21 protein-coding genes are annotated in these 18,953 nt (G+C 69.7%); 5 read left to right on the top strand and 16 right to left on the bottom strand.

What is annotated here, in order from left to right:
* Positions 1 to 2,179: PAS domain S-box protein (locus ACESK5_RS07885; RefSeq protein WP_372911008.1), on the bottom strand; the 2,179-nt coding region annotated here is incomplete at its 3' end.
* Positions 2,180 to 2,364: 185 nt separating this feature from the next.
* On the opposite strand from ACESK5_RS07885, the gene ACESK5_RS07890 reads away from it, so the two are divergent.
* Positions 2,365 to 2,877: a DM13 domain-containing protein gene (locus tag ACESK5_RS07890; protein WP_372911009.1), complete on the top strand. Its 513-nt coding sequence runs from the start codon at positions 2,365 to 2,367 to the stop codon at positions 2,875 to 2,877.
* Between the two features lie 49 nt (positions 2,878 to 2,926).
* Here ACESK5_RS07890 and ACESK5_RS07895 read toward each other — a convergent pair whose 3' ends face one another.
* From ACESK5_RS07895 to ACESK5_RS07925, 7 genes are all read right to left on the bottom strand, one after another.
* Positions 2,927 to 3,328, bottom strand: a complete 402-nt coding sequence (locus ACESK5_RS07895; RefSeq protein WP_372911010.1) for a hypothetical protein — start codon at positions 3,326 to 3,328, stop codon at positions 2,927 to 2,929.
* Positions 3,329 to 3,380: 52 nt separating this feature from the next.
* On the bottom strand, positions 3,381 to 5,138 hold the full coding sequence (locus ACESK5_RS07900) for an alkaline phosphatase (protein ID WP_372911011.1): 1,758 nt from the start codon (positions 5,136 to 5,138) through the stop codon (positions 3,381 to 3,383).
* A 51-nt stretch (positions 5,139 to 5,189) separates the two neighbouring features.
* Positions 5,190 to 5,756, bottom strand: a complete 567-nt coding sequence (locus ACESK5_RS07905) for a DUF6517 family protein (protein ID WP_372911012.1) — start codon at positions 5,754 to 5,756, stop codon at positions 5,190 to 5,192.
* Positions 5,753 to 6,349, bottom strand: coding sequence for a hypothetical protein (locus ACESK5_RS07910; RefSeq protein WP_372911013.1), 597 nt, complete (start codon positions 6,347 to 6,349; stop codon positions 5,753 to 5,755). Before ACESK5_RS07910 ends, ACESK5_RS07905 begins: the two co-directional genes overlap by 4 nt.
* A gap of 1 nt (position 6,350) precedes the next feature.
* Positions 6,351 to 6,677: an RPA12/RPB9/RPC11 RNA polymerase family protein gene (locus ACESK5_RS07915; RefSeq protein WP_372911014.1), complete on the bottom strand. Its 327-nt coding sequence runs from the start codon at positions 6,675 to 6,677 to the stop codon at positions 6,351 to 6,353.
* 110 nt (positions 6,678 to 6,787) lie between these two features.
* Positions 6,788 to 7,012, bottom strand: a complete 225-nt coding sequence (locus ACESK5_RS07920; RefSeq protein ID WP_372911015.1) for a hypothetical protein — start codon at positions 7,010 to 7,012, stop codon at positions 6,788 to 6,790.
* A 151-nt stretch (positions 7,013 to 7,163) separates the two neighbouring features.
* A complete protein-coding gene (locus tag ACESK5_RS07925; protein WP_372911016.1) occupies positions 7,164 to 7,421 on the bottom strand; it encodes a hypothetical protein in 258 nt (85 codons plus the stop codon).
* A gap of 131 nt (positions 7,422 to 7,552) precedes the next feature.
* Between ACESK5_RS07925 and ACESK5_RS07930 the strand changes: the two genes are divergently transcribed.
* Entirely contained in the window at positions 7,553 to 8,818 is a 1,266-nt protein-coding gene (locus tag ACESK5_RS07930) for an MFS transporter (protein ID WP_372911017.1), read from the top strand.
* Positions 8,819 to 8,834: 16 nt separating this feature from the next.
* Here the strand turns inward: ACESK5_RS07930 and ACESK5_RS07935 are convergent, their stop codons facing one another.
* Positions 8,835 to 9,620 carry an enoyl-CoA hydratase/isomerase family protein gene (locus ACESK5_RS07935; RefSeq protein ID WP_372911018.1) on the bottom strand — a complete coding sequence of 262 codons (786 nt, stop codon included), beginning with the start codon at positions 9,618 to 9,620 and terminating at the stop codon, positions 8,835 to 8,837.
* Positions 9,621 to 9,767: 147 nt separating this feature from the next.
* On the opposite strand from ACESK5_RS07935, the gene ACESK5_RS07940 reads away from it, so the two are divergent.
* The gene (locus ACESK5_RS07940) at positions 9,768 to 10,301 is read left to right on the top strand and encodes a DUF5797 family protein (RefSeq protein ID WP_372911019.1); all 534 of its coding nucleotides are present in this window, start codon (positions 9,768 to 9,770) and stop codon (positions 10,299 to 10,301) included.
* Between the two features lie 37 nt (positions 10,302 to 10,338).
* On the opposite strand, the gene ACESK5_RS07945 is transcribed toward ACESK5_RS07940, so the two are convergent.
* Both ACESK5_RS07945 and ACESK5_RS07950 read right to left on the bottom strand, forming a co-directional pair.
* Complete coding sequence (locus ACESK5_RS07945) at positions 10,339 to 11,331, bottom strand: DUF5787 family protein (RefSeq protein ID WP_372911020.1); 993 nt, start codon at positions 11,329 to 11,331, stop codon at positions 10,339 to 10,341.
* Between the two features lie 3 nt (positions 11,332 to 11,334).
* Positions 11,335 to 11,790, bottom strand: a complete 456-nt coding sequence (locus tag ACESK5_RS07950; protein WP_136589069.1) for a bis(5'-nucleosyl)-tetraphosphatase — start codon at positions 11,788 to 11,790, stop codon at positions 11,335 to 11,337.
* 273 nt (positions 11,791 to 12,063) lie between these two features.
* Between ACESK5_RS07950 and ACESK5_RS07955 the strand changes: the two genes are divergently transcribed.
* Positions 12,064 to 12,396, top strand: coding sequence for a 30S ribosomal protein S10 (locus ACESK5_RS07955; RefSeq protein WP_372911021.1), 333 nt, complete (start codon positions 12,064 to 12,066; stop codon positions 12,394 to 12,396).
* 30 nt (positions 12,397 to 12,426) lie between these two features.
* Here ACESK5_RS07955 and ACESK5_RS07960 read toward each other — a convergent pair whose 3' ends face one another.
* The 3 genes from ACESK5_RS07960 to ACESK5_RS07970 all read right to left on the bottom strand — a co-directional run bounded on the left by ACESK5_RS07960 (position 12,427) and on the right by ACESK5_RS07970 (position 15,003).
* Positions 12,427 to 12,687, bottom strand: a complete 261-nt coding sequence (locus tag ACESK5_RS07960) for a hypothetical protein (protein WP_372911022.1) — start codon at positions 12,685 to 12,687, stop codon at positions 12,427 to 12,429.
* Entirely contained in the window at positions 12,684 to 14,204 is a 1,521-nt protein-coding gene (locus ACESK5_RS07965) for a Na+/H+ antiporter NhaC family protein (protein WP_372911023.1), read from the bottom strand. Before ACESK5_RS07965 ends, ACESK5_RS07960 begins: the two co-directional genes overlap by 4 nt.
* Positions 14,205 to 14,325: 121 nt before the next feature.
* Positions 14,326 to 15,003: a helix-hairpin-helix domain-containing protein gene (locus ACESK5_RS07970; RefSeq protein WP_372911024.1), complete on the bottom strand. Its 678-nt coding sequence runs from the start codon at positions 15,001 to 15,003 to the stop codon at positions 14,326 to 14,328.
* 85 nt (positions 15,004 to 15,088) lie between these two features.
* Between ACESK5_RS07970 and ACESK5_RS07975 the strand changes: the two genes are divergently transcribed.
* Positions 15,089 to 16,360: an amidohydrolase gene (locus ACESK5_RS07975; RefSeq protein ID WP_372911025.1), complete on the top strand. Its 1,272-nt coding sequence runs from the start codon at positions 15,089 to 15,091 to the stop codon at positions 16,358 to 16,360.
* Positions 16,361 to 16,378: 18 nt separating this feature from the next.
* Here ACESK5_RS07975 and ACESK5_RS07980 read toward each other — a convergent pair whose 3' ends face one another.
* Positions 16,379 to 17,485, bottom strand: coding sequence for a sodium:phosphate symporter (locus ACESK5_RS07980; protein ID WP_372911026.1), 1,107 nt, complete (start codon positions 17,483 to 17,485; stop codon positions 16,379 to 16,381).
* Between the two features lie 52 nt (positions 17,486 to 17,537).
* Complete coding sequence (locus tag ACESK5_RS07985) at positions 17,538 to 18,905, bottom strand: geranylgeranyl reductase family protein (RefSeq protein WP_372911028.1); 1,368 nt, start codon at positions 18,903 to 18,905, stop codon at positions 17,538 to 17,540.
* Between the last annotated feature and the right edge of the window lie 48 nt (positions 18,906 to 18,953).

Below are 18,953 nucleotides of genomic sequence, written 5' to 3' on the forward strand. Positions count from 1 at the left end.
CTCTCACCCGCGTCCCCCCGCTCGGACTGTCGCAGAGCGACACGTCCCAGCCGTGAGCCGCCGCCACCTGCTGGACGATGTGGAGGCCGAACCCGGCTCCTCCCGCCGTCGAGTAGCCGGCCGTGAACGCCTCCGCACGCTCGTCGTGCGGGACGCCGGGGCCGTCGTCGTCGACGACGAAGCCGTCCTCGCGGAGGTGGACCGTGACGGTGACGTCCTCGCCGCCGTGGTCGATGGCGTTCCGGAGCACGTTCTCGAGCAGGTGACGCAGTCGGCTCGGGTCGGCCCGGACCGTCCCGACGCTCTCCGGTCCCTCGTCCGTCACCACCAGTTCCGCGTCCTCGCACCCGTCGGCGGTGAGTTCCCAGGCGGCCTCGACCGTGTGGCGGAGGTCGACGCGCTCGACCCTACCGAGGGCACGCCCTGCACGGGCGAGCGAGAGCACGTCCTCGACGATTCGCTCCATCCGTGTGAGCACCGTGTCGAGCGCTACCAGGTGGTCGCTGTCGAGTTCCTCACGGGCGAGCGCCAGCCGTGCGGTGGCCGTCCCGAGCGGGGTGCGGAGGTCGTGTGACACCACCCCGGCGAACTCCGCCAGCCGCGCCTTCTGCTCCCGAAGCTCCCGTTCGCGTCGCTTCTGGTCGGTAATCTCTCGCGAGACGGCCATCACCCGGTCGACCGAGCCGTCGGGCCCCTCGACCGGGAGGGTCCAGACCCGGTACTCCCGGTCCCGGTACGACTGCTCGAACTCGCTCGTCCGACCCTCGCACGCGTCGCCGAGGGCCGCCTCGATTTCCGCCGCGATGGGCTCCGGGAACCGCTCGCTCGGCGACGCTCCGACGACGTCGGCAGGGTCGAGGCCGACGTCGTCCAGCCCCGACCCGCCCGCGAGGACGCACGTCAGGTCCTCGTCGTAGAGGAACACCCCATCCTGCGGGATGTTCTCGACGAGGTGCCGGTAGCGCTCGAGCGCGGCGGCCAGTTCGGACTGGAGCCGTCGCCGGTGGGTGACGTCCTGGTGGACGCCGACCATCCGCACGCTCTCGCCGTCGTCATCGACGAGTTTCCCCCGCGCGGCCACCCAGCGGACGTCGCCGTCCGCGTGACGCATCCGGAACTCCGCCTCGTACGTGCCGTCCGTCTCGACGGCACGTTCGAGTTCTGACCGGACCGCCGGGAGGTCGACTGGGAGGATCAGATCGGTGAACGCCTCGAACGTCCCTCCGAACGACCCCGGTGTCAGTCCCATGACCCGTTCGAGGGTCTCGGTCCACCGTACCGCGTCCGTCTCGAGGTCCCACTCCCAGACGCCGGTGCCGGTCGCTTCCAGCACCAACTGGAGGTTGCGCCTGGTCTCGGTGAGCGTCCGTTCCCGCTCGCATCGGTCGGTGACGTCCGTCAGCGAGAACACGACGCTCTCGACTGTCCCGCGGTCGTCGAACAGAGGTGCCCCGTTCACCACGAGTACCTTCCGCGTGCCGTCGGGCCACTCGATAGTGTGCTGGAACCCGGACACGGGCTGGCCGGAGTCGAGTATCCGCCTGAACGGCAGTTCCTCGTCCGGGATGGGGTCACCGGCGCAGTCCCTGATGTGCCAGCGTGGGTCGTCGTACGTCCGCGCTGTCACCGCCGACCGCTCCAGGCCGAGCACCTCCCTGGCGCGCCGGTTCGCGTAGGTGAACCGGCCGTCGACGTCTAACTGGGTGACGCACCCGGGGACGGTCTTGAGAATCTGTTCCAGTCGATGGCGGCGGTGCTCGGCGCGGGCCGAGGCGCGGGCGGCCGTCACCGCGTTGGTGATGCGGTGAGCCAGGAGGTCGTACTGGTCCGTCCCGAAGCTCTTCTGGAGGTAGTCGGTGACGCCGGCCGAGATGGCCTCGCTCGCCACCTCCTCGCTCCCCTTCCCCGTGAACAGGACGAACGGGAGGTCCGGATACGACTCGCGGACGGCCGCGAGGAGGTCGAGGCCGGTGCCACCCGGCATGTCGTAGTCGGAGACCACGCAGTCGACCGGTGCGGTGGCGAGCCGTGCCACTGCCTCGTCGGCACTGGTAGCTGTTTCGACCTCGATTCGCCCGTTCACTTCCTCGACGAAGGCCGCCGCCGTCTCGGCGAACCCCGCGTCGTCGTCGACGTGGAGGACGCGAATCGGGTCTTCGTCCCCCGCGAGCCTGTTCATCTCCACCGTCTCCCTTCGCGAATCCCTGGCTTAAACACGCCGCCGGCGCCTGTCGACGAGCGTGACGGTTCGATGCCGCCCGGGCCCGTACCGCCACCGCCGGCCCGACCCGCACCCCACAGTCGACCCCGACTGCGGGGAGATTTGGAAGGGCGCTTTTTCTCCTCGTCCGGCGTCTCTGTGGTATGAGACGACGAACGGTCCTGGGGGCGGCCGGCGGGCTCGTGGTGCTCGGAGGCGGCGGCTATCTGGGGTGGGAACTGTTCGCCCCCGAACGAGCGACCCGGGTGGACGAAGAGCGTTCGATGGCGAGCGCGACGGACGGGACGAGGGGAGTCGAGGTCCTGAAGCGGGGGGAGTTCGTGGGGAAAGCGGGTCACCGCTGCTCGGGAACGGTCGAACTCGCTCGGGACGACACCGGCCTGTTCCTCCAGTTCCGCGACTACGAACAGACCCCGGGACCGGACGTGTTCTGTTACCTCACGCCCGCCACGGACCCGGACACGACCGAGGCCATCGAGGCCGGCGTGAAGACCCTCGTCGACGGTGGAGCTGACGGCGGCGAGATGACGAAGACGGGGACGTTCACACAGTCGCTGTCGGCGGGCGTCGACGTCGACGCGACGAACGGCGTCGGCATCTGGTGCGACCGCTTCGCCACCCCGTTCGGCGCGGCGACGCTGTCGCCGGTCGGCTGACCGCCTCTCCCCGCCGGGTCGGGGTACGTCTGCGCCTCGACAGCCACCACTAGCACGGCGAGATGGTCGTCCCGTCCAGCCGCCGGGTGGTCTCGGCGGTGACGAGGTACGTCGCCTCGGACCGGCCGTCCGCCTCGACCGTCTCGGTCCCGTACCAGAACGGGTGGACCACGTCAACGTAGACGCCCGCCGAGGTCCGGTTGACGACGTTCGCCTCGGCCTCGACCCCGGTGTACGAGTTCGTCCCCCAGCCGTCGACGCAGGAGGCGTTTCCGAGGCGGTCCCGCAGGTGACGCTCCTCGGCGGTGAGCGCTCGCTCCCGTGCAGTCTCGTCGGAGACGGCCGGGCCACCGGGGACACCGAAGCTGCCGAGGCAACCGGTCACGGAGAGGAGCACGAGGAGGGGGACGACGCCCGTTCGGCGTCGTCTCGTGGAGTGGGTGGAGGGCATCGGCGACCCGTCGGGCCGGCCGAAGAAGTGTCTTCTGTCGCTCCCGGTCGACTCACGCGTACTGGTCCGTCACGTCTCGGAGTTCGACCCGGCCCTCGGGGACGCGGTAGGCGACGACGACGTCCTTCTCCGCGCTCGGGTCGTCGACGGTCTTGTCGACGGCGTAGCCGACGTAGGTGCAGTCCTCGCGGGTGAACTCGACGACCGAGTAACCCCAGTTGTGGCCGTCGAAGAACTCGATGTGGGGGTTCATCAGCGGGACCAGCCACGAGAGCAGCGGCTCCGTGAGTCGTTTGCGCCACCCACGGGTGAGGTGCAGCGCCTCGGCGACGTTCAGCGAGGTGATGGCGGGCGTCATGAACTCGACCCCGATGCGTTCGCCCTGTGCGACGCCCTCTCCCCCCGTCACTCGCCCCGGGTAGGAGGTCTGCTGGTAGGCCGCGACGTAGCTGTGCATGTCCCCTGTGAGCGTGACGAAGTTCTCGACGCCCGCCTCGGCGACCTGTTCGGTGATTCGCATCCGCTCGCGGGTGTAACCGTCCCACCCGCCCTGTACCGGATACAGCGAGAGCGGCCCGGAGCCGATTCGGAGCGGGACGGTCAGCACCTCGTCCGCCCAGACGGTCCACGTCGCCTCCGACGTCGTGAGTGTCTCGACGAGCCACTCGCGCTGGTCCGCACCGAGCATCGTCCGTCCCGGTGGTTCGTACTGCGGACCGACGTTGTCCACGGTGGGAATCGCCTCGCGGGGCGGGTCGCGGAAGAGTCGCTCGTCGGTCATGACGAGCGTCACGAGGTCGCCGAACCGGAAGTCACGCCAGAGCCGGAACCGCTCCTGGAGGGAGGCGCCGCCGGGGTCGTACTCCACCCGGGCGGGCATGAACTCCCACCAGGCGTGCATCGCGTCGGCGACGAGTTCGGTCATGAACGTCGGGTCGTCGCTCATGGGGTGGTCACCGGCCGGCGCGTCCGTCTCGCGGTCCCAATAGACGTCGTTGATCATCTCGTGGTCGTCCCACCCCGCGATGAGGGTGTGTGACTCCAGCGCCTCCTGCAGGAAGCGGTCGCTCCGGTAGAGCCGGTAGAGGTAGCGGTAGTCGTCGAGGTTCCAGACGCGCCCGTTCCCGCTCGGGAGCGACTTCTCCCGGCCGGGGTAGTCGTACGACCCGAACCCCTTGAAGTCGCCCGCGCTCGACTCGTAGACGAAGTCGCCGACGTGGACGAGGAAGTCGACGTCCTCCTCGGCGACGTGGTGGTACGCCGGGTAGTAGCCGTTGAGGTAGTTCTGACACGCGAGCAGCGCGATGCGGAGCGACTCCGGTGACGAGTCGGGGGCTGGCAGCGTCCGACACCGGCCGGTGTTCGAGGCCGTCCCGCGGTAGCGGAACCGGTAGCAGTACTCCGTGTCGGGGTCGAGCCGCCCGTCGAGGTCGACCTTGACGGTGTAGTCGTGCGCCCGAATGCGCGCCGTCTCGGTCACGACGCCCTCGTAGCAGACGTCCTCGAAGGCCTCGTCGTGAGCGACCTGTACGCCGAGCGACTCGTCGGGGTCGAAGACGTCGGGCGCGATTCGCGTCCAGAGGATGACCCCCTCGGGCGTCGGGCCGCCGCTCGCGACGGACTGGGGGAAGACGGTCGCCGCTCCCGCCGCAGTCGCCTCGGCCGCGAAGTCGAACCCGGTGTCGCGCGGCGCCTCGAGGTCGGTCGTCAGCGCCAGGTCGTGTGAGTCGAGCACCGAGAGGAGTTCGGCGTGGTCGTCGGGTCCACGAGCGGGTTCGTCCAGCCCGCCGAGACCAGCGTCGTCTGCCATCGACGCCCGTTCGACGCGGTGGGACTTGCCCGTTGCGGCCGCGGCGTGAACTCAGTGGACGTCCCGGACGATGGAGAACAGTTCGTCGCGGAATCGGCCGGGTTCGAGCGCTCCCCCCTCGTCGCCGTCGCCCTCGAGGACGCGCGTGGGGTAGGCGCCGCCCGCGACGACGTAGTCGCCGTCGTCGCGGGGCCAGACGGCGACCCAGCCGTCGACAGCGAGTCGCGTCCCCTCGACGGTGCAGGTGGCGTCGTAGCCCACCAGCGTCGCCTCCCCGTCACTGACGCGGAAGCGTCTCGTCTCCCGCTCCTCGACGTCGCCCATCCCGCGCTCTCGCAGGCGGTCGGCGAATCCGGTCTTCGCCCGCGACGCGACGAGCTTGTTCAGCGGCTTCGACGGGTTCGCCGACGGCCGGAGCCGAAGGCGACTGGCGAAGACGAACCGGCGGAACGCCGTCTCCCCACTCGCACCCTGTCGGAGGCGTTCGTCCTCGTAGACGACCGTCGTCGCCGTGACGGTCACCTTACTCACCGAGAAGACGCGTTCGGTGGTCGTCTCGGTCGCCACCCAGCCGTCGGGCACGTCGACCCGCGGAGCCGGCGGGTCCGCGTCGGTCATCGCGTCCCCCGGACGAGGTCGAGCAGTTCGTCGCGGAAGGCGTTCGGGTCCGTCTCGGGTGCGCCGTCGAGCGTGGCAGCCAGCGACTGGTCGGGGTACCACCCGCCGGCGAGTCGGAAGTCGCCGTCGTGCGTCCAGACGCCGAGAAGCCCCGCGACGGGGACGTCGACCGGGTCTCCCCCCGTCTCGAGCCGATACCGACCCCGGTAGCGCGTCAGCGAGACACGGTCTCTCGTCTCGGTCCGGGCCCGTTCGGTCCGTCCGCGTTCGATGCGGTCGACGCCCCGTCCGCGGAGGTCGTCGACGAACGCGTCGCGCGCCTCCGAGCGGACGGTGCCGTACACGCTCGCGTTCCCCGTCAGGGGTGGCAGTGGCGGGTCGAACCCGAGCCGCGTCGCGAAGAAGAACCGCCAGGTGTGGTCGACGCCCGTCGCCGCCGCCACCCGGGCGCGGAGCGACGTGTCCTCGTAGACGAGCGTGTGTGCGAGGACCCGCATCGTCGGGAGTTCGAAGCGGACCTCCTCGCGTTCGTCCGTCCGTTCCCACCCCTGCTCCGTGAGCGACGGGACCGACGGGGCGGGGGGAGAACTCATCTCAGTGGTCGTCCTCGCGCCACTTCTGCCCACACTCGGTGCAGGTGAAGAAGCGCGTCTCGCTCTCGTCGGCCGAACGGATCTGTTTCATCTCGTAGCGGGCCCGGTCGTTGTCGCAGTCGGGGTTGGGACACTTCACACGCGTCGTGGGACCGATTTCGGCGTCGTCGACGTCGGACATGTCGACTGCACTGCTGTGCTCTTGCCCCTGTGTGGTCTTCATCGTCGCCTCCTTCGCGCGGTCACGCAGTTTCTCGTGACCCTCGGGACAGACCCACTTGTCCCCGTCCGTCTTCATCATCGAACCGCACTCGTCACAGAACTCCATAGTAGTGGATTCAAACGGTTGCCACACTTAAGCCCCGCGGACTCGTGGGGGGCGGCGGACGGGTCCTACGGCACCTCACCGACGGTCCGGGAACTCCGGGTCGCGACCCGTCACAGCGGCTCTCCCACCGACTCCGTGAGTTGGGTGTACAGCTCCTCCGGGTTCGCGAAGGAGTCGCGGTCCGACTCGGAGATGACGACACCGAGGTTGGTCTCCTCCGCGCCGACTGCGACGGTCACGTCCGAGAACGCCGCCGCGGCGTCAGCCCGCATCACCGGGTACTCCAGCCGCTCACACCGTTCTTCGAGGTCGGTGCCACCGGTCGGGTCTCTCATGCCCCCACAGAGCGGCGCCAGTGACTTGGCTGTATGGGCAGACAGTGACTGTCGGTCAAAACGGACTATCGAGAGCGAAGACTAATCCGACGGGATGGGAGGAGTCTCCGCCTCGGTACCGACGGCCCGTGAACGGTCGCCCGGCACCGACTCAGGCGTCGCCGTCCGACTGTCCGGGTTCGCCGACGGCCTCGAGGGGCAGGACGGTCTGGAGTTCGACGAACAGGTCCTCCGGGGAGGTGAACGTCGACGTCCGCGCCTGCTCGATGAGTGTTCCGAGGTTCGTCTCTCCGTCGGCCAGTAACAGCGTCGACCGCTCGAACGACGCGGCCGCCGTCTCGCGGTCGAGGGGGTACTCGAAGGTCTCGAACTGTTCGAGGAGGGTGTTCAGTTTGAGTTCGGATTCCACGTACACTATTAATCGTTATCGTATATAACCACGCCGGTCGTGTCACTCGAACACATACTCACAGCGACGCGAACGGGCGGGTCGGGCCGACTCGGAACGCTCTTTCCGCCGGCGCCGAACGCTATGGACAGATGGTCCTCGGTACCGACAGGCGGGTGCTCGCACTCGGCTTCGCCCGTATGGCGGACGCGCTCGGCAACTCCTTTCTCATCATCGTCCTGCCGCTGTTCATCGCGAGCGGCCGCGTCTCGCTGGCGGGTATCGCTGGCGTCCGCCTCGCGCTGGGTCCGGTGTCGTTTCTCGTCACCGAGTCGCTGCTCATCGGTCTCGTCCTCTCGCTGTTCGGCTTCCTGAACTCCTTCTTCCAGCCCTTCACCGGACGACTCTCCGACCGGACCGGCCGACGACGCGTGTACATCCTCTTCGGCCTCGCGCTCCTCGGCGTCGCCAGCGCGGCCTACCTCGTCGTCTCGTCGTACTGGCTGGTGCTCGTCCTCCGGGCCCTGCAGGGAATCGCCGCCGGCTTCACCATCCCGTCGACCGTCGCGCTGGTGAACGAACTCGCCACCTCGGAGGACCGGGGAGGCAACTTCGGCGTCTTCAACACCCTCCGGCTGGTCGGGTTCGGCTTCGGTCCCATCGTCGCCGGTGTCGTCGTCGAAACGGTCAGCATCGAGGCCGCGTTCGCCGTCGCCGTCGCCGGGGCGTTCGTCTCGTTCCTCCTCGTCGTCCTGCTCGTCGAGGACCCCGAGCAGGCAGACGCGAAGGCGGCCGACGACCTCTCGGTGTCGGTCCGCGGTACCGACTCGCTCCTCGACCCGGTGTTCGCGCTCGGACTCGGAACCTTCTGTATGGCCATCGGCATCGCCCTGTTCGCGACGCTCGAGGGACAGGTCAACGACCGTCTCTCGCAGGACACTCTCCTCTTCGGGGTACAGTTCGGCGCCGTCGTCATCGCGAACGTCGTGTTCCAGATACCCGTCGGGCGCGCGTCCGACCGGATGGGCCGCCGACCGTTCCTGCTGGCGGGCTTTCTCCTCCTGGTCCCGTCGGTCCTCGCACAGGGGTTCGTCACCGACTCGCTGCTCATGGTCGTCGCCCGGTTCGTCCAGGGGGCGGCCGTCGCGATGGTGTTCGCCCCGTCGCTCGCACTCGCGGGTGACCTCGCGGGCGAGGGCCAGTCGGGGACGACGCTCTCGGTCCTGACGATGGCGTTCGGCCTCGGCGTCGCGTTCGGCCCGCTCGTCTCCGGCTACCTCGAACGGTTCGGTTTCGCGGTGCCGTTCGTCTTCGGGGCCGGCCTCGCCGTCGTCGCGTTCGTCGTCACGTTCAGTCAGGTCGAAGAGACCGTCGCGGACCCGGAGGGGCTCCGACGGGCGGTCCCACAGGACGACTGACCGTCTCCCCTCGCGCTCACTCGAACTCGGCGTCGCGCTTCTCGACGAACGCCTCCATCCCCTCGCGCTGGTCGTGCGTGCCGAAGAGCCCCGACCAGGTGCGCCGCTCGAAGTCCAGCGCCGCGTCGCGCGGTGCCTCGTGGTGTTTGTTCAGCGCCTCCTTCGCCGCCTGGAGCGCGAACTTCGGCTTCTCGGCGAGTTCGGCCGCCATCTCCGCGACGTGGTCGTCTAGCTGGTCGTGCGCGACGACTTCGCCGACGAGGCCGTGCTCGTACGCGTCCCCCGCGTCGATGCGGTCACCGAAGAAGATGAGCCGACGAGCCACCTCGTCGCCGACGAGCGCCGGGAGTCGCTGGGTGCCGCCCCACCCGGGGATGATGCCCAGGTCGATCTCGGTCTGCCCGAGGACGGCACGCTCCGAGGCGACGCGGAGGTCACAGGCGAGCGCCATCTCACAGCCGCCGCCGAACGCGTAGCCGTTGACGGCGGCGATTGTCGGGGCAGGGAACTGTTCGAGCGTCCGGCAGATGTCGTGGCCCTGTTTCGCGTACGTCTCCGCCTCCTCGGTGGAGAGCGACTGCATGAACGCGATGTCCGCGCCCGCGATGAACGCCTTGTCGCCCGCACCCGTGAGGACGAGTGCGCGGACGCCCGCGTCCTCGGCGGCCGCGAGCGCCTCCTCCAGAGCGTCCATCGTGTCCGTGTTGAGAGCGTTGAGGCTGTCCGGGCGGTCGACCGTCAGGGTCGCGACGTCGTCGTCGATGTCGAGCGAGACCGTCTCCCAGTCCGTGTCCGTGGCCATGGCCGGGGCCACGTGGCCATCCCTGATAACGGTTGGCTCCGCGGTCAGATGAGTCGACCCGCGTGACGGGTGTGGTCGTCCGCCGTCCCGGCAGCCGACCGGACGAAACAGAAGTTCCATGTACGACGCCCTCCCACGAACCCACAGATGACGCTCTCCGAGGAGGCCACGGAGCGACTGACGGACATCGTCCGCCTCCAGCCCACGAAGAACAAGGAGTTGCAGGAGCGGTGGGGCCTCGACAGCGGGAGCGAGGTCCACCAGTACCTCGAGAACGAACTGAAGGAGTACTACTACCGCGACGACAACAGCCTCATCCGCGCGACGGCCGAGGCAGCGGAACTGGTCGGGGTCGACCCGGGCGTCGAAGCCGACGAGGAGGACGGGGTCCCCTCCGTCATCCGCGTCCCCGAACTCGAAGCGCAGGTGTTCGAAGCCGTCGCCGGGCCCGACGAGCGGTCGATGAGCGTCGTGAGCGTGCTCCACCGTCTCCGCGAGACGACGGCGCTGGACCCCGACGTCGACGCGGTCCGACAGGCGCTGCAGAGCCTCCGCCGCAAGGGCGTCGTCGACGTCGAGTACCGCGCCGTCCCCACGTTCAAACGGGCCGTCGCGGCCGACGCCGTAACCGTCGAGGCCGTCGAGAGCCCCTCGGGCGACGAGAGCGCGACGGGCGACTGACGACTGACGACTCGCGTACTCACGCTCGACTCCGTTCTCACTCTCGCTCCCGCTCCCGTTCTCGGACGCGGTCACGTCGGCGCGCCAGCACCCGCCTGACTCCCTTGCCCGGCCCGCCCTCGATGGGCCACCCCCGCGTCCGCCACCCCGGTGGCTCCGGTTCGAAGGCGGTACAGGAGCCGGCACACTCCGCTCCCGTCTGACACCGTCCCTTCGCCGCACAGTACGGGACGAACGCCCCTCCCACCTCGGTGAGTTCGAAGTGCCGACAGTCCGGTCGCATCGTGTCGACGTACGACCGCCACCCCCGACCGTACGCGCGCTCGGCGATGACTCTCCGGCGGTCCGCGCTGTCTTCGCCGGACGAGGACAGACGGGAGGGGTGCCACAGCACCTCCATGGTCCCCGACGCGGGGTCGAGGGCGAGGACGCCCGCCTCGACGGGGAACTCCTCGAGGAGCACTGCGGGGACCGCGTCGTCGGTGGCTCGCGTGGCGACCCACACCTCGTCGAGGAGGCCGCAGTCGACGTCGTACTGTATCTGTGCAGCGAGCGCGCGTGCGGCGCTCGCGTCGAGGTCGGGCTTGTTCTCGATGGCGACGATTCGCGAGACCCAGTCGGGGTAGGGAGCGACGCGTCGGAGTTCGATGCGGTTCCCACGGCGACGCGTCTCGACGACGCCGCGGGCGGCCGCGCGGTGGACGGCCTCGCGGACGTATCGCCAGGGGTAGCCCGGGTGAGGCAGGCCGTCGCGGTACCACGCCCACTCGGCCGGGGCGTGCCGGACGACGTGCAGGAGGTCCGAGTCGAGTTCCTCGCTACCCAGTCGGTCACGCTCGCGGAGGCCGGCGGCGTCGGCCTCGACGACGAGCGTGTCCCAGCGGCGCTTCCGCGTGCCGACCTGCCGGGCGACGAGCGCGGCGTCGGCTCTTGGCCCGTCGGGCGGCCACTCGCGCTCGGCCCACCGGCAGGTGACGAGTTCGAAGGTGAACTCCGAACTCGGGCCCGCGTCCGCGCTCGTGTTCGTCACGCGCTACGCCAGGTAGGTCCGTCCCTCCTCGGTCTTCTCCGCCAGTTCGTCGAGGTACTCGTGGGCGCGCTTGAATATCTCGCGCGGCCCGTCCTGCGTGATGGTGTTGATGGCCTGCTCGTAGTCGCGCCACTGCAGGTCGCGGTGTTCGCGGGAGAGTTCCGCGCTGGCCTCGAACGACCGCGCGATGAACAGGTGGACCGTCTTGTGGATGGTCGTTCCGTTCGCCTCGAACACGTAGCTGTAATCCTCGCGGAAACCGTCGACGAGGCGGAAATCCTCGACGCCGGCTTCCTCTTTGACTTCTCTGATTGCCGTCTGCTGGAGCTCCTCGTCGCCTTCGACCCCGCCCTTGGGGAACTCCCAGTCCCCCGGTCGGCTCTTCAGGAGCAAGTACTCCCTGTGGCCACGGGTGTCGCGGAAGAGGATCGCTCCAGCGCTAACCGCTTCCACTGCCATTACCTCTGATAACCATGCCAACGTTTAAGAGGGTGTCGGAGCCGCAGTCGTCTCTCTCCGTCGGGGTCTCTCCCCAGCCACGTGGATTCGATGAACGGCGGCGGGGGAACCGACCCGGGGGAGCGCCGACGGAGACGCCCTGTCGCCGCAGTTCAGCCGTTCCGTCGGGACCGACGGCCGCCCCCGGGCGTGGGCCGTCGACCCGGCGGCGCCGTCGAGGCGGCCGGACGGGGTAGATGTGTTTTTCAACCCGGCGGACTGAAGAGAGGGACAATGACCTTCGTCACGAAGCTCTCGCTCGAGAGCGGCGACCGAGCCGTCCTCGAGGAGACAGTCACCGACATAAAGGAGTTCCTCGAGCGGAAAGGCGCGGAGTGTCGCGGCCCGTTCAACGACCCGCCGGAGCGTCTCTCCGTGCCGCAGTATCGCAACCTCTCCCCCGGCGACCGGTTCTCCTCGTGGGACTACTCGGTGTACTCCCGGCGGCTGGAGATTCACGGGAACGACCACATCGCCCGCCAGATCGGTCACCGGGAGTTCCCGAAGAGCCTCCACGTCGAAATCGAGGTCGAACACCGGAAGCCCGCCGGTCACCGTCGGTCCTGACCCGGGACGGCCGAGTCGACGCCGACCCGCTCAGTCCGCGTCGACGACCGAGACGAGGTCCGCCGCTCCTTCGTGCGTGGTCGTGTCGAACGACCGAACTCTGAGACGCACCTGTCGGTCCAAGAGCGCGTGGTCGCCGTCGGCGACGTGGAGTTTCGAGTCGCCGATTCTGACGACGACGCCGGACTCGTTCGTCCCCGTGACGTAAGCGGTGAACTCCTCGCCCGGTTCGAAGTCGGGCGTCGCGGTCCGGAACGTGACGGCCGCCCGTACCGTGTCCAGGAAGCTCATACGCGACTCACCTCCCCCGAGCGGCGGTCGCTGACGTACTCCCTGCCGTAGCCGGTCCACGCGGCGAGGAGGAACACCGCGACGAGGAACCAGCCGTGGAAGACGAACGGCCAGACCGAGGCGGGGTTGACCAGCATCGACGCGGTGAACCACTCGTACTCGGCCGGCAGCCCCTGCATGGCGGTGAAGCCCGCGAGGACGCCCCCACCCCACGGGAAGATGTACCCGAGCGCGGAGGTGTTGGCGTCGAGGATGTTCGCCCGCCGGTAGCCGTTGATGTTGAACCTGGTCCCGAGACGGGAGATGTACGGCGCGATGGCGATTTCGGCGGCGGTGTTGATGGTGATGGCAGCGTTGACCGTCGCCGTGCCGAGCACCATCGTCGTCTCCGCCCTCCGAACGCTGGTCGCCACCCGGTCGAGCAGGAACGACTGGACGGCGTCGAAGCCGCCGCCGCGCTGCATCACCTCGGCGCCGGCGACGATGAGGAGGACGAGGACGATGAGCGGGAAGAAGCCCGCCGCGCCGGAGTACAGCGACCCGCCGACGCCCGACTCCGCGGCCGGGACGACGCTGACCACGCTGCCGACGACGGGAACGGCGTCGAGCGACTGGGCGACGCCCGCCGACTCGGGTGCGCGGAACGCCAGCATCGCCGAGGCCGGTGCGAGGCCGAGGACGACGTTGAGGGCGATGCTGAGGAGGAGTCCCCACGAGACGGCTTCGACGATGTGCCGACCGTTGATGGCCGTCCCGATGACCACGCCGATGGAGAGCAGGTGGACGAGCCCCAGCGGGCGGGCCGCCTCGGTGATACCTGCCGCACCCTCCAGCGGGGCCCCGGCCATCGCCGACCCGGCGACGAGGTAGGCGACGAACGCCAGGACGGCGGCGACGATGGCGTACTTGAACCGCGAGGCGACGACACCGCCGATGTCAGCGTCCTGCGTCACCGCCGAGACGATGGTGGTGTCGGAGACGGGAGCGAGGTTGTCGCCGAACACCGCCCCCGAGAGGATGGCACCGAAGAGCAGCACCGGCGACGCCCCGAGGAGGACGCCCGCCGGGAAGACGAGCGCGGTGAACGCGATGGCCGTGCCGTAGCCCGTTCCGATGCCAGTCGCGAGCAACGCGGCCAGGAGGAAGCTGACCGCGGGGAACAGCGCCGCACCCACGTCGACGACGGACGCGGCCCACACGAGGCCGTCGACGAAGCCCCCCGTCTGGATGGTGGCGGCGAACATCCCGGCCCAGAGCCAGGCGACGATGGCCGTCGCCGCGACTCGTTTGGTCATCCCGTCGAACACCACGTCGGCGTACGCCTTCCAGTCGCCGCGGACGAAGAAGAGGCCCGCGATGAGACCGAGGAGCATCCCCACGACGAGGCCGGTGGTGTCGCCGATACCGAGGAGACCACTCTGTACGATCGCCCAGACGACGAAGAACGCCACCGGGACGGCACTCGCCGCGGGGCCACCCCGGAACGTCAGACGCGTCTCGTCAGTTTCGTCGCTCATCTACCTCTAGGCGGGACGAGGGCCGGGTAAAACCGCACGGATTCCGGCCTCTGTGGCCCGTGTTCACGCGTCTCGCCCGACCACCGGGGAGGCCCCGCTACGCCCGGGGCCGGCTCGAACGTTACGACGACTCGTCGTCGGCCTCCCCTTCTCCCTCACTCTCGCTATCCTCGGCGCCCGTCTCCCCCGCGTCGTCGCGCTCGCCGTCGCCGTCTCCGACGTCCGACTCCGACTCGCTCTCGTCACCGGCCGCGTCGTCGGCAGCGACCGCTCGTCGCGCCGCGTCCACCCACCGTCGCCCCCGGCCCGGAGCGACGGACGCGGCCTCGGCGACGGTGACCGGGTCGGCCGCCGCGAGGTCCGCGAGGGTCCCGTAGCCGGCCGCCTGCAACCGCTCGGCGTAGGTCGACCCGAGCCCGCCGAGGCGACGCAGTTCGCTGCCGTCCCCGTTCGTTTCCCCCTCGGCGGCCGCGTCGGCTCCCCCGACTGGTTCCGAGGGGGCCGCCGGCGGGCTGACGGTCAGGCTGTCGTCCGGACGGGCCGGACCCGTCCCGACCCCCGTGGCGTCCGCCGGAGCGCCCCGCGGAGTGTCCTCGCCCCCGGCACCGGCCCTGGCACCGGTCGACGAGGGCGTCTCCACCGGTTCGAGGTCGTCCGGGACGACGTACCGGAGCTGGTGAATCGGGACGAACCCGATGACCTTCTTGCGTTTCTTGTCCTTCGTGAGCAACACGCCCGAGTCGAGCGCCTTGAAGTTCGCACACTCGAACTCGGTGCCGTCCGTGAGTACTACGCGCATGTCTCCCTCTCGACGGGAGGCAACAAGAACCCTCCTCGGCTTGCACGTCGGAACGACTTAGACAGGCGGGAGTCTTCTCGCTGGTATGCAGAGCATCGAGGACCTCCGAACTCTCCGTCGGGACCTCCACCGGCATCCGGAGCCCGCCTGGCGGGAGTTCTACACCACCGCCCGCATCGTCGACGAACTCGAGACGCGCCCGCTCGACGCCCTCTACGTGGGGCCCGAGGTGCTCGGCGAGGGCCGGAACGCCGTCCCCGACGACGACGAGCTCGACTCGTGGCTGGCCCGAGCCCGCGAGACGGGGGCGCGCACCGACCTCGTCGACCGCCTCGCCGGCGGCTACACCGGGGCACTGGCCGTCCTCGAACGCGGCGAGGGCCCCACCGTCGGCCTCCGCGTCGACATCGACGCCCTCCCGATCCTCGAATCCGTGGACGACGACCACCTGCCCACGCAGGAGGGGTTCCGCTCCGAGCACGAGGGGTACATGCACGCCTGCGGGCACGACGCCCACGCGACCATCGGCATCGGCGTCATCGACGCCATCCTCGAGAGCGACTTCCAGGGGACGCTCAAGGTGGTGTTCCAGCCGGCCGAGGAGGTCATCGGCGGCGGCGAACCCGTCGTCGCGGGCGGCCACCTCGACGACGTCGACTACCTCCTCGCCGTCCACGTCGGCCTCGACCACCCGACGGGCGAAGTCGTCGCCGGAATCGACGGCTTTCTGGCGGTCAACCACCTCTCGGTGTCGTTCACCGGCGAGTCCTCCCACGCCGGTGCGCGGCCCGAACAGGGGCGGAACGCGAACCTCGCACTCGCCACGGCGGTCCAGAACCTCCACGCCATCCCCCGCCACGCCGACGGGGCGACCCGGGTGAACGTCGGCGTCGTCGAGGGCGGCACCGCGTCGAACATCGTGGCCGAGGAGGCCGCGGCGGAGGTGGAGGTCCGCGGCGAGACCACCGAACTCATGGAGTACATGGTCGAGCACGCGGAGCGCATCGTCCGCGCCGCGGGCGAGATGCACGCCTGCGACGTCGAGACCGAGAGCGTCGCCCGCGCGCCCTCCGCCGTGAGCGACCCCGAACTCGCCGACGTCGTCGGGGCCGTCGCCTCGACGGTCGACGGCGTCGATTCGGTCCTCCCGTCCGACGCACTCGGCGGGAGCGAGGACGCGACGTACCTCATGCAGCACGTCCAGGAGCGGGGCGGGAAGGCCGCCTACGTCGGTATCGGCACCGACCACCCGACCGGCCACCACACCCCGCGGTTCGACGTCGACGAGGAGTCGATTCGAATCGGCATCGAGACGCTCGCCGGCGCCATCGAACGGGTCGCCGCCGACCGACCCTGACTCCGGCGCCAGACCCGCTCACCCGAAGGCGACGAACCCCACCGGGACGGCGAGGAAGCCGACGAGCGCCGCGGTCGTGTGCCACGGCGACCGGCGGACGGTGTCGAGGCCGACCGAGACGGCGTCGACCACGGGGTCGAGGACGACGAGGACGACGAGCGTGACCGCACTCGCGACGAGGCCGACCAGTGCCACGGCCGTGACGCCGCCCCCGTCGCCGAGCAGGACCGCGACGACGAGCGTGTCCGCGAGCGTCCCGACGTTCGCGCCGAGGACGTAGGGTGCCGTCTCGCGTCGGTCGAGGTAGCCACGGCTGTACAGCGGGACGACCATCCCGAGCGAGAAGGCGACGCTCGTCGTGAGCGCGGTGACGACGGCTCCGAGCAGTGCAGCACGCCAGCGGCTCTCGAGTCCCGTCGTCACCCACCGCCGGACTCGCTCGGTGTCGGCGGCGGCGAGCACGCGGTCCGCCAGGTCGAGGGAGACGAACACCAGGAGGACGGCTCCGAGGGCGGCCAGGGGGGCACCGAGCAACTCGGTGACCGCCACCGCGACCGGTTCGAGGACGCTCGGAACCGCGGCGTGTCCGGGGCCGTCACGTCCGACGACGGGGACCACACTACCGAGGGATGCGACCCGAGTCGACCGCAACAGGAGGTAGCCCCCGAGCGCCGTCGGGAGGTAGACGACGGCGGTGAGACCGGTCGCGAGCAGTCCGAGTTCGAGCGACGTCCCGACCGAGACGGTCGTCCCCGCGGTGACGGCACGGCCCCGGAGCGCGTCGAGCGCACCGACGACGAGCACGATGCCCGTCGCACCGAGGCGCGACCCGACGACGACCAGCAACAGGAGCGGCGGGGTGAGGAGCCCCGTCGCGTGCAGCGAGAGGGAGACGGCGGCGACGACCGTGCCGTTCCCGACGAGGGCCGCCACGAGCCACCCCGTTCCCAGTGCGGGCAGGGGCGACACGAGGTTCGCCTCGACGAACGCCCGGAGCGTCGGCGCCAGCGCCCCCGTGGCCGTCCCGAGGAGGCGGATGGAGAACAGGAAACAGCAGACGGTCACGCCGACGCCGAGCCACGTCGGAAGGGCAGCGACACGGGGGTGCACGTCCTCTGGACCCATCGTCCACACACCCGCAGGCCCGACGAATAAACCACCCGGAGCGGTCCGAAGACTAGTACTTGGGGTCGGCGCCGGTCGTCTCGTAGACCCGGTCCATAATCTCGTCGCGGGTGGTCTGCCAGCCACCCAGCGCGCCCGGCCGGGAGGGGTAGCGTTCGTAGTGGCTCAGCAACTCGTCGGCGACGCGTTTGGTCTGGAAGAAGTTCCAGATCTGTCTCCAGTGGCCGTAGCTCTCCTTGAGCGTCTGGGCGACGAGGAGCGGCGACATCGAGGTCGAGCCGTCGTAGAGGGCCTCGGCGATTTTCTCGCCGGGGAGCGACGCGAGCAGGCCCATGAGGCTGTCGACGTCGACGGCCGTCGAGAGGACGTTGTAGACGTCGAGCGCGGCGTACCGCGACCCGAAGTGGTCCATGACGCGTTCGTTGTACCGCCAGAGCATCTCTTCGGAGACGTCCCCCTCGCTCACCGCCGCCACCGCCTGCTCGGCGGCGTACTTCCCCGCGTAGGCGGCGCCGGCGATGCCGCCACCCGTCGTCGGGTTGACGTGCCCGGCCGCGTCGCCGGCTGCGATGAACCCCGGTGCGGTCGCCGAGTCGTACGGGCGTCGGGTGGGCAACGCCGCGCCGAGTTTGTCCGTCACCCGGGCGTTCTCGAACTCGGGTCGGCCGCGGAGGTCACGTCTGAGGTCCTCGACGAGCGTCATCGGCTCCTCGTTCATCTGGAAGCCGAGACCGACGTTGATCTCCGTCCCCGTCCGCGGGAAGTACCAGAGGTAGCCCGCGGCACGCTGGGTCGGTTTGAACACCAGTGCGTCCTTCCAGGGGACCTCCTCGTCGACCTCGACGATTTCGCGGTACGCCGACGAGAAGTGCGAGTACGAGACGTTCGTGTCGAACGTCGCGTCCGAGAGGTCGGCCTTGTCCTGGAGGATGGAGAGCGAGCCGGCGCCGTCGAGCGTCACGTCGGCCTCGTACTCGACGACCTCCCCCTTCCGCTTCGCGCGGACGCCGGTCACCGTCCCGTCCTCCTGGACGACGTCCTGGACGACGGTGTCGTAGTGGAACTCGGCGCCGGCGTTCGACGCACCCTCGATGATGCGGCGGCCGTACTCCCAGCGGTCGATGACCGCCAACTCGCCCGGTACGGGAATCTCGAGGACGGTGTCCTCCTGTGGAATCTCGAAGCGGCCGTGGTCGACGCCCGTGTTGGTGAACGCTGGTTCGAGCTGTGCCTTCGGGATGGCGTCGGGGAAGTTGTTCGCGCCCTTCAGCGCGTCGCCACAGGCGATGTGTCCCGCTTCTTCCTCGTCCTTGCGGTCGACGACGATGACGTCGAGACCCTCGTTGGCGGCCGTCGCCGCAGCGTAGCACCCGGCGGTGCCCGCGCCGACGACGACGAGGTCGCACTCGTGCGTAGTCATTAGTAGTCTTTCCCGAGTCGGGCGTGAAAACTCTTCGTTCCCGCCCCG

Origin of the sequence: Salinigranum sp. (assembly GCF_041641895.1) — an archaeon.
Lineage (GTDB): Archaea > Halobacteriota > Halobacteria > Halobacteriales > Haloferacaceae > Salinigranum.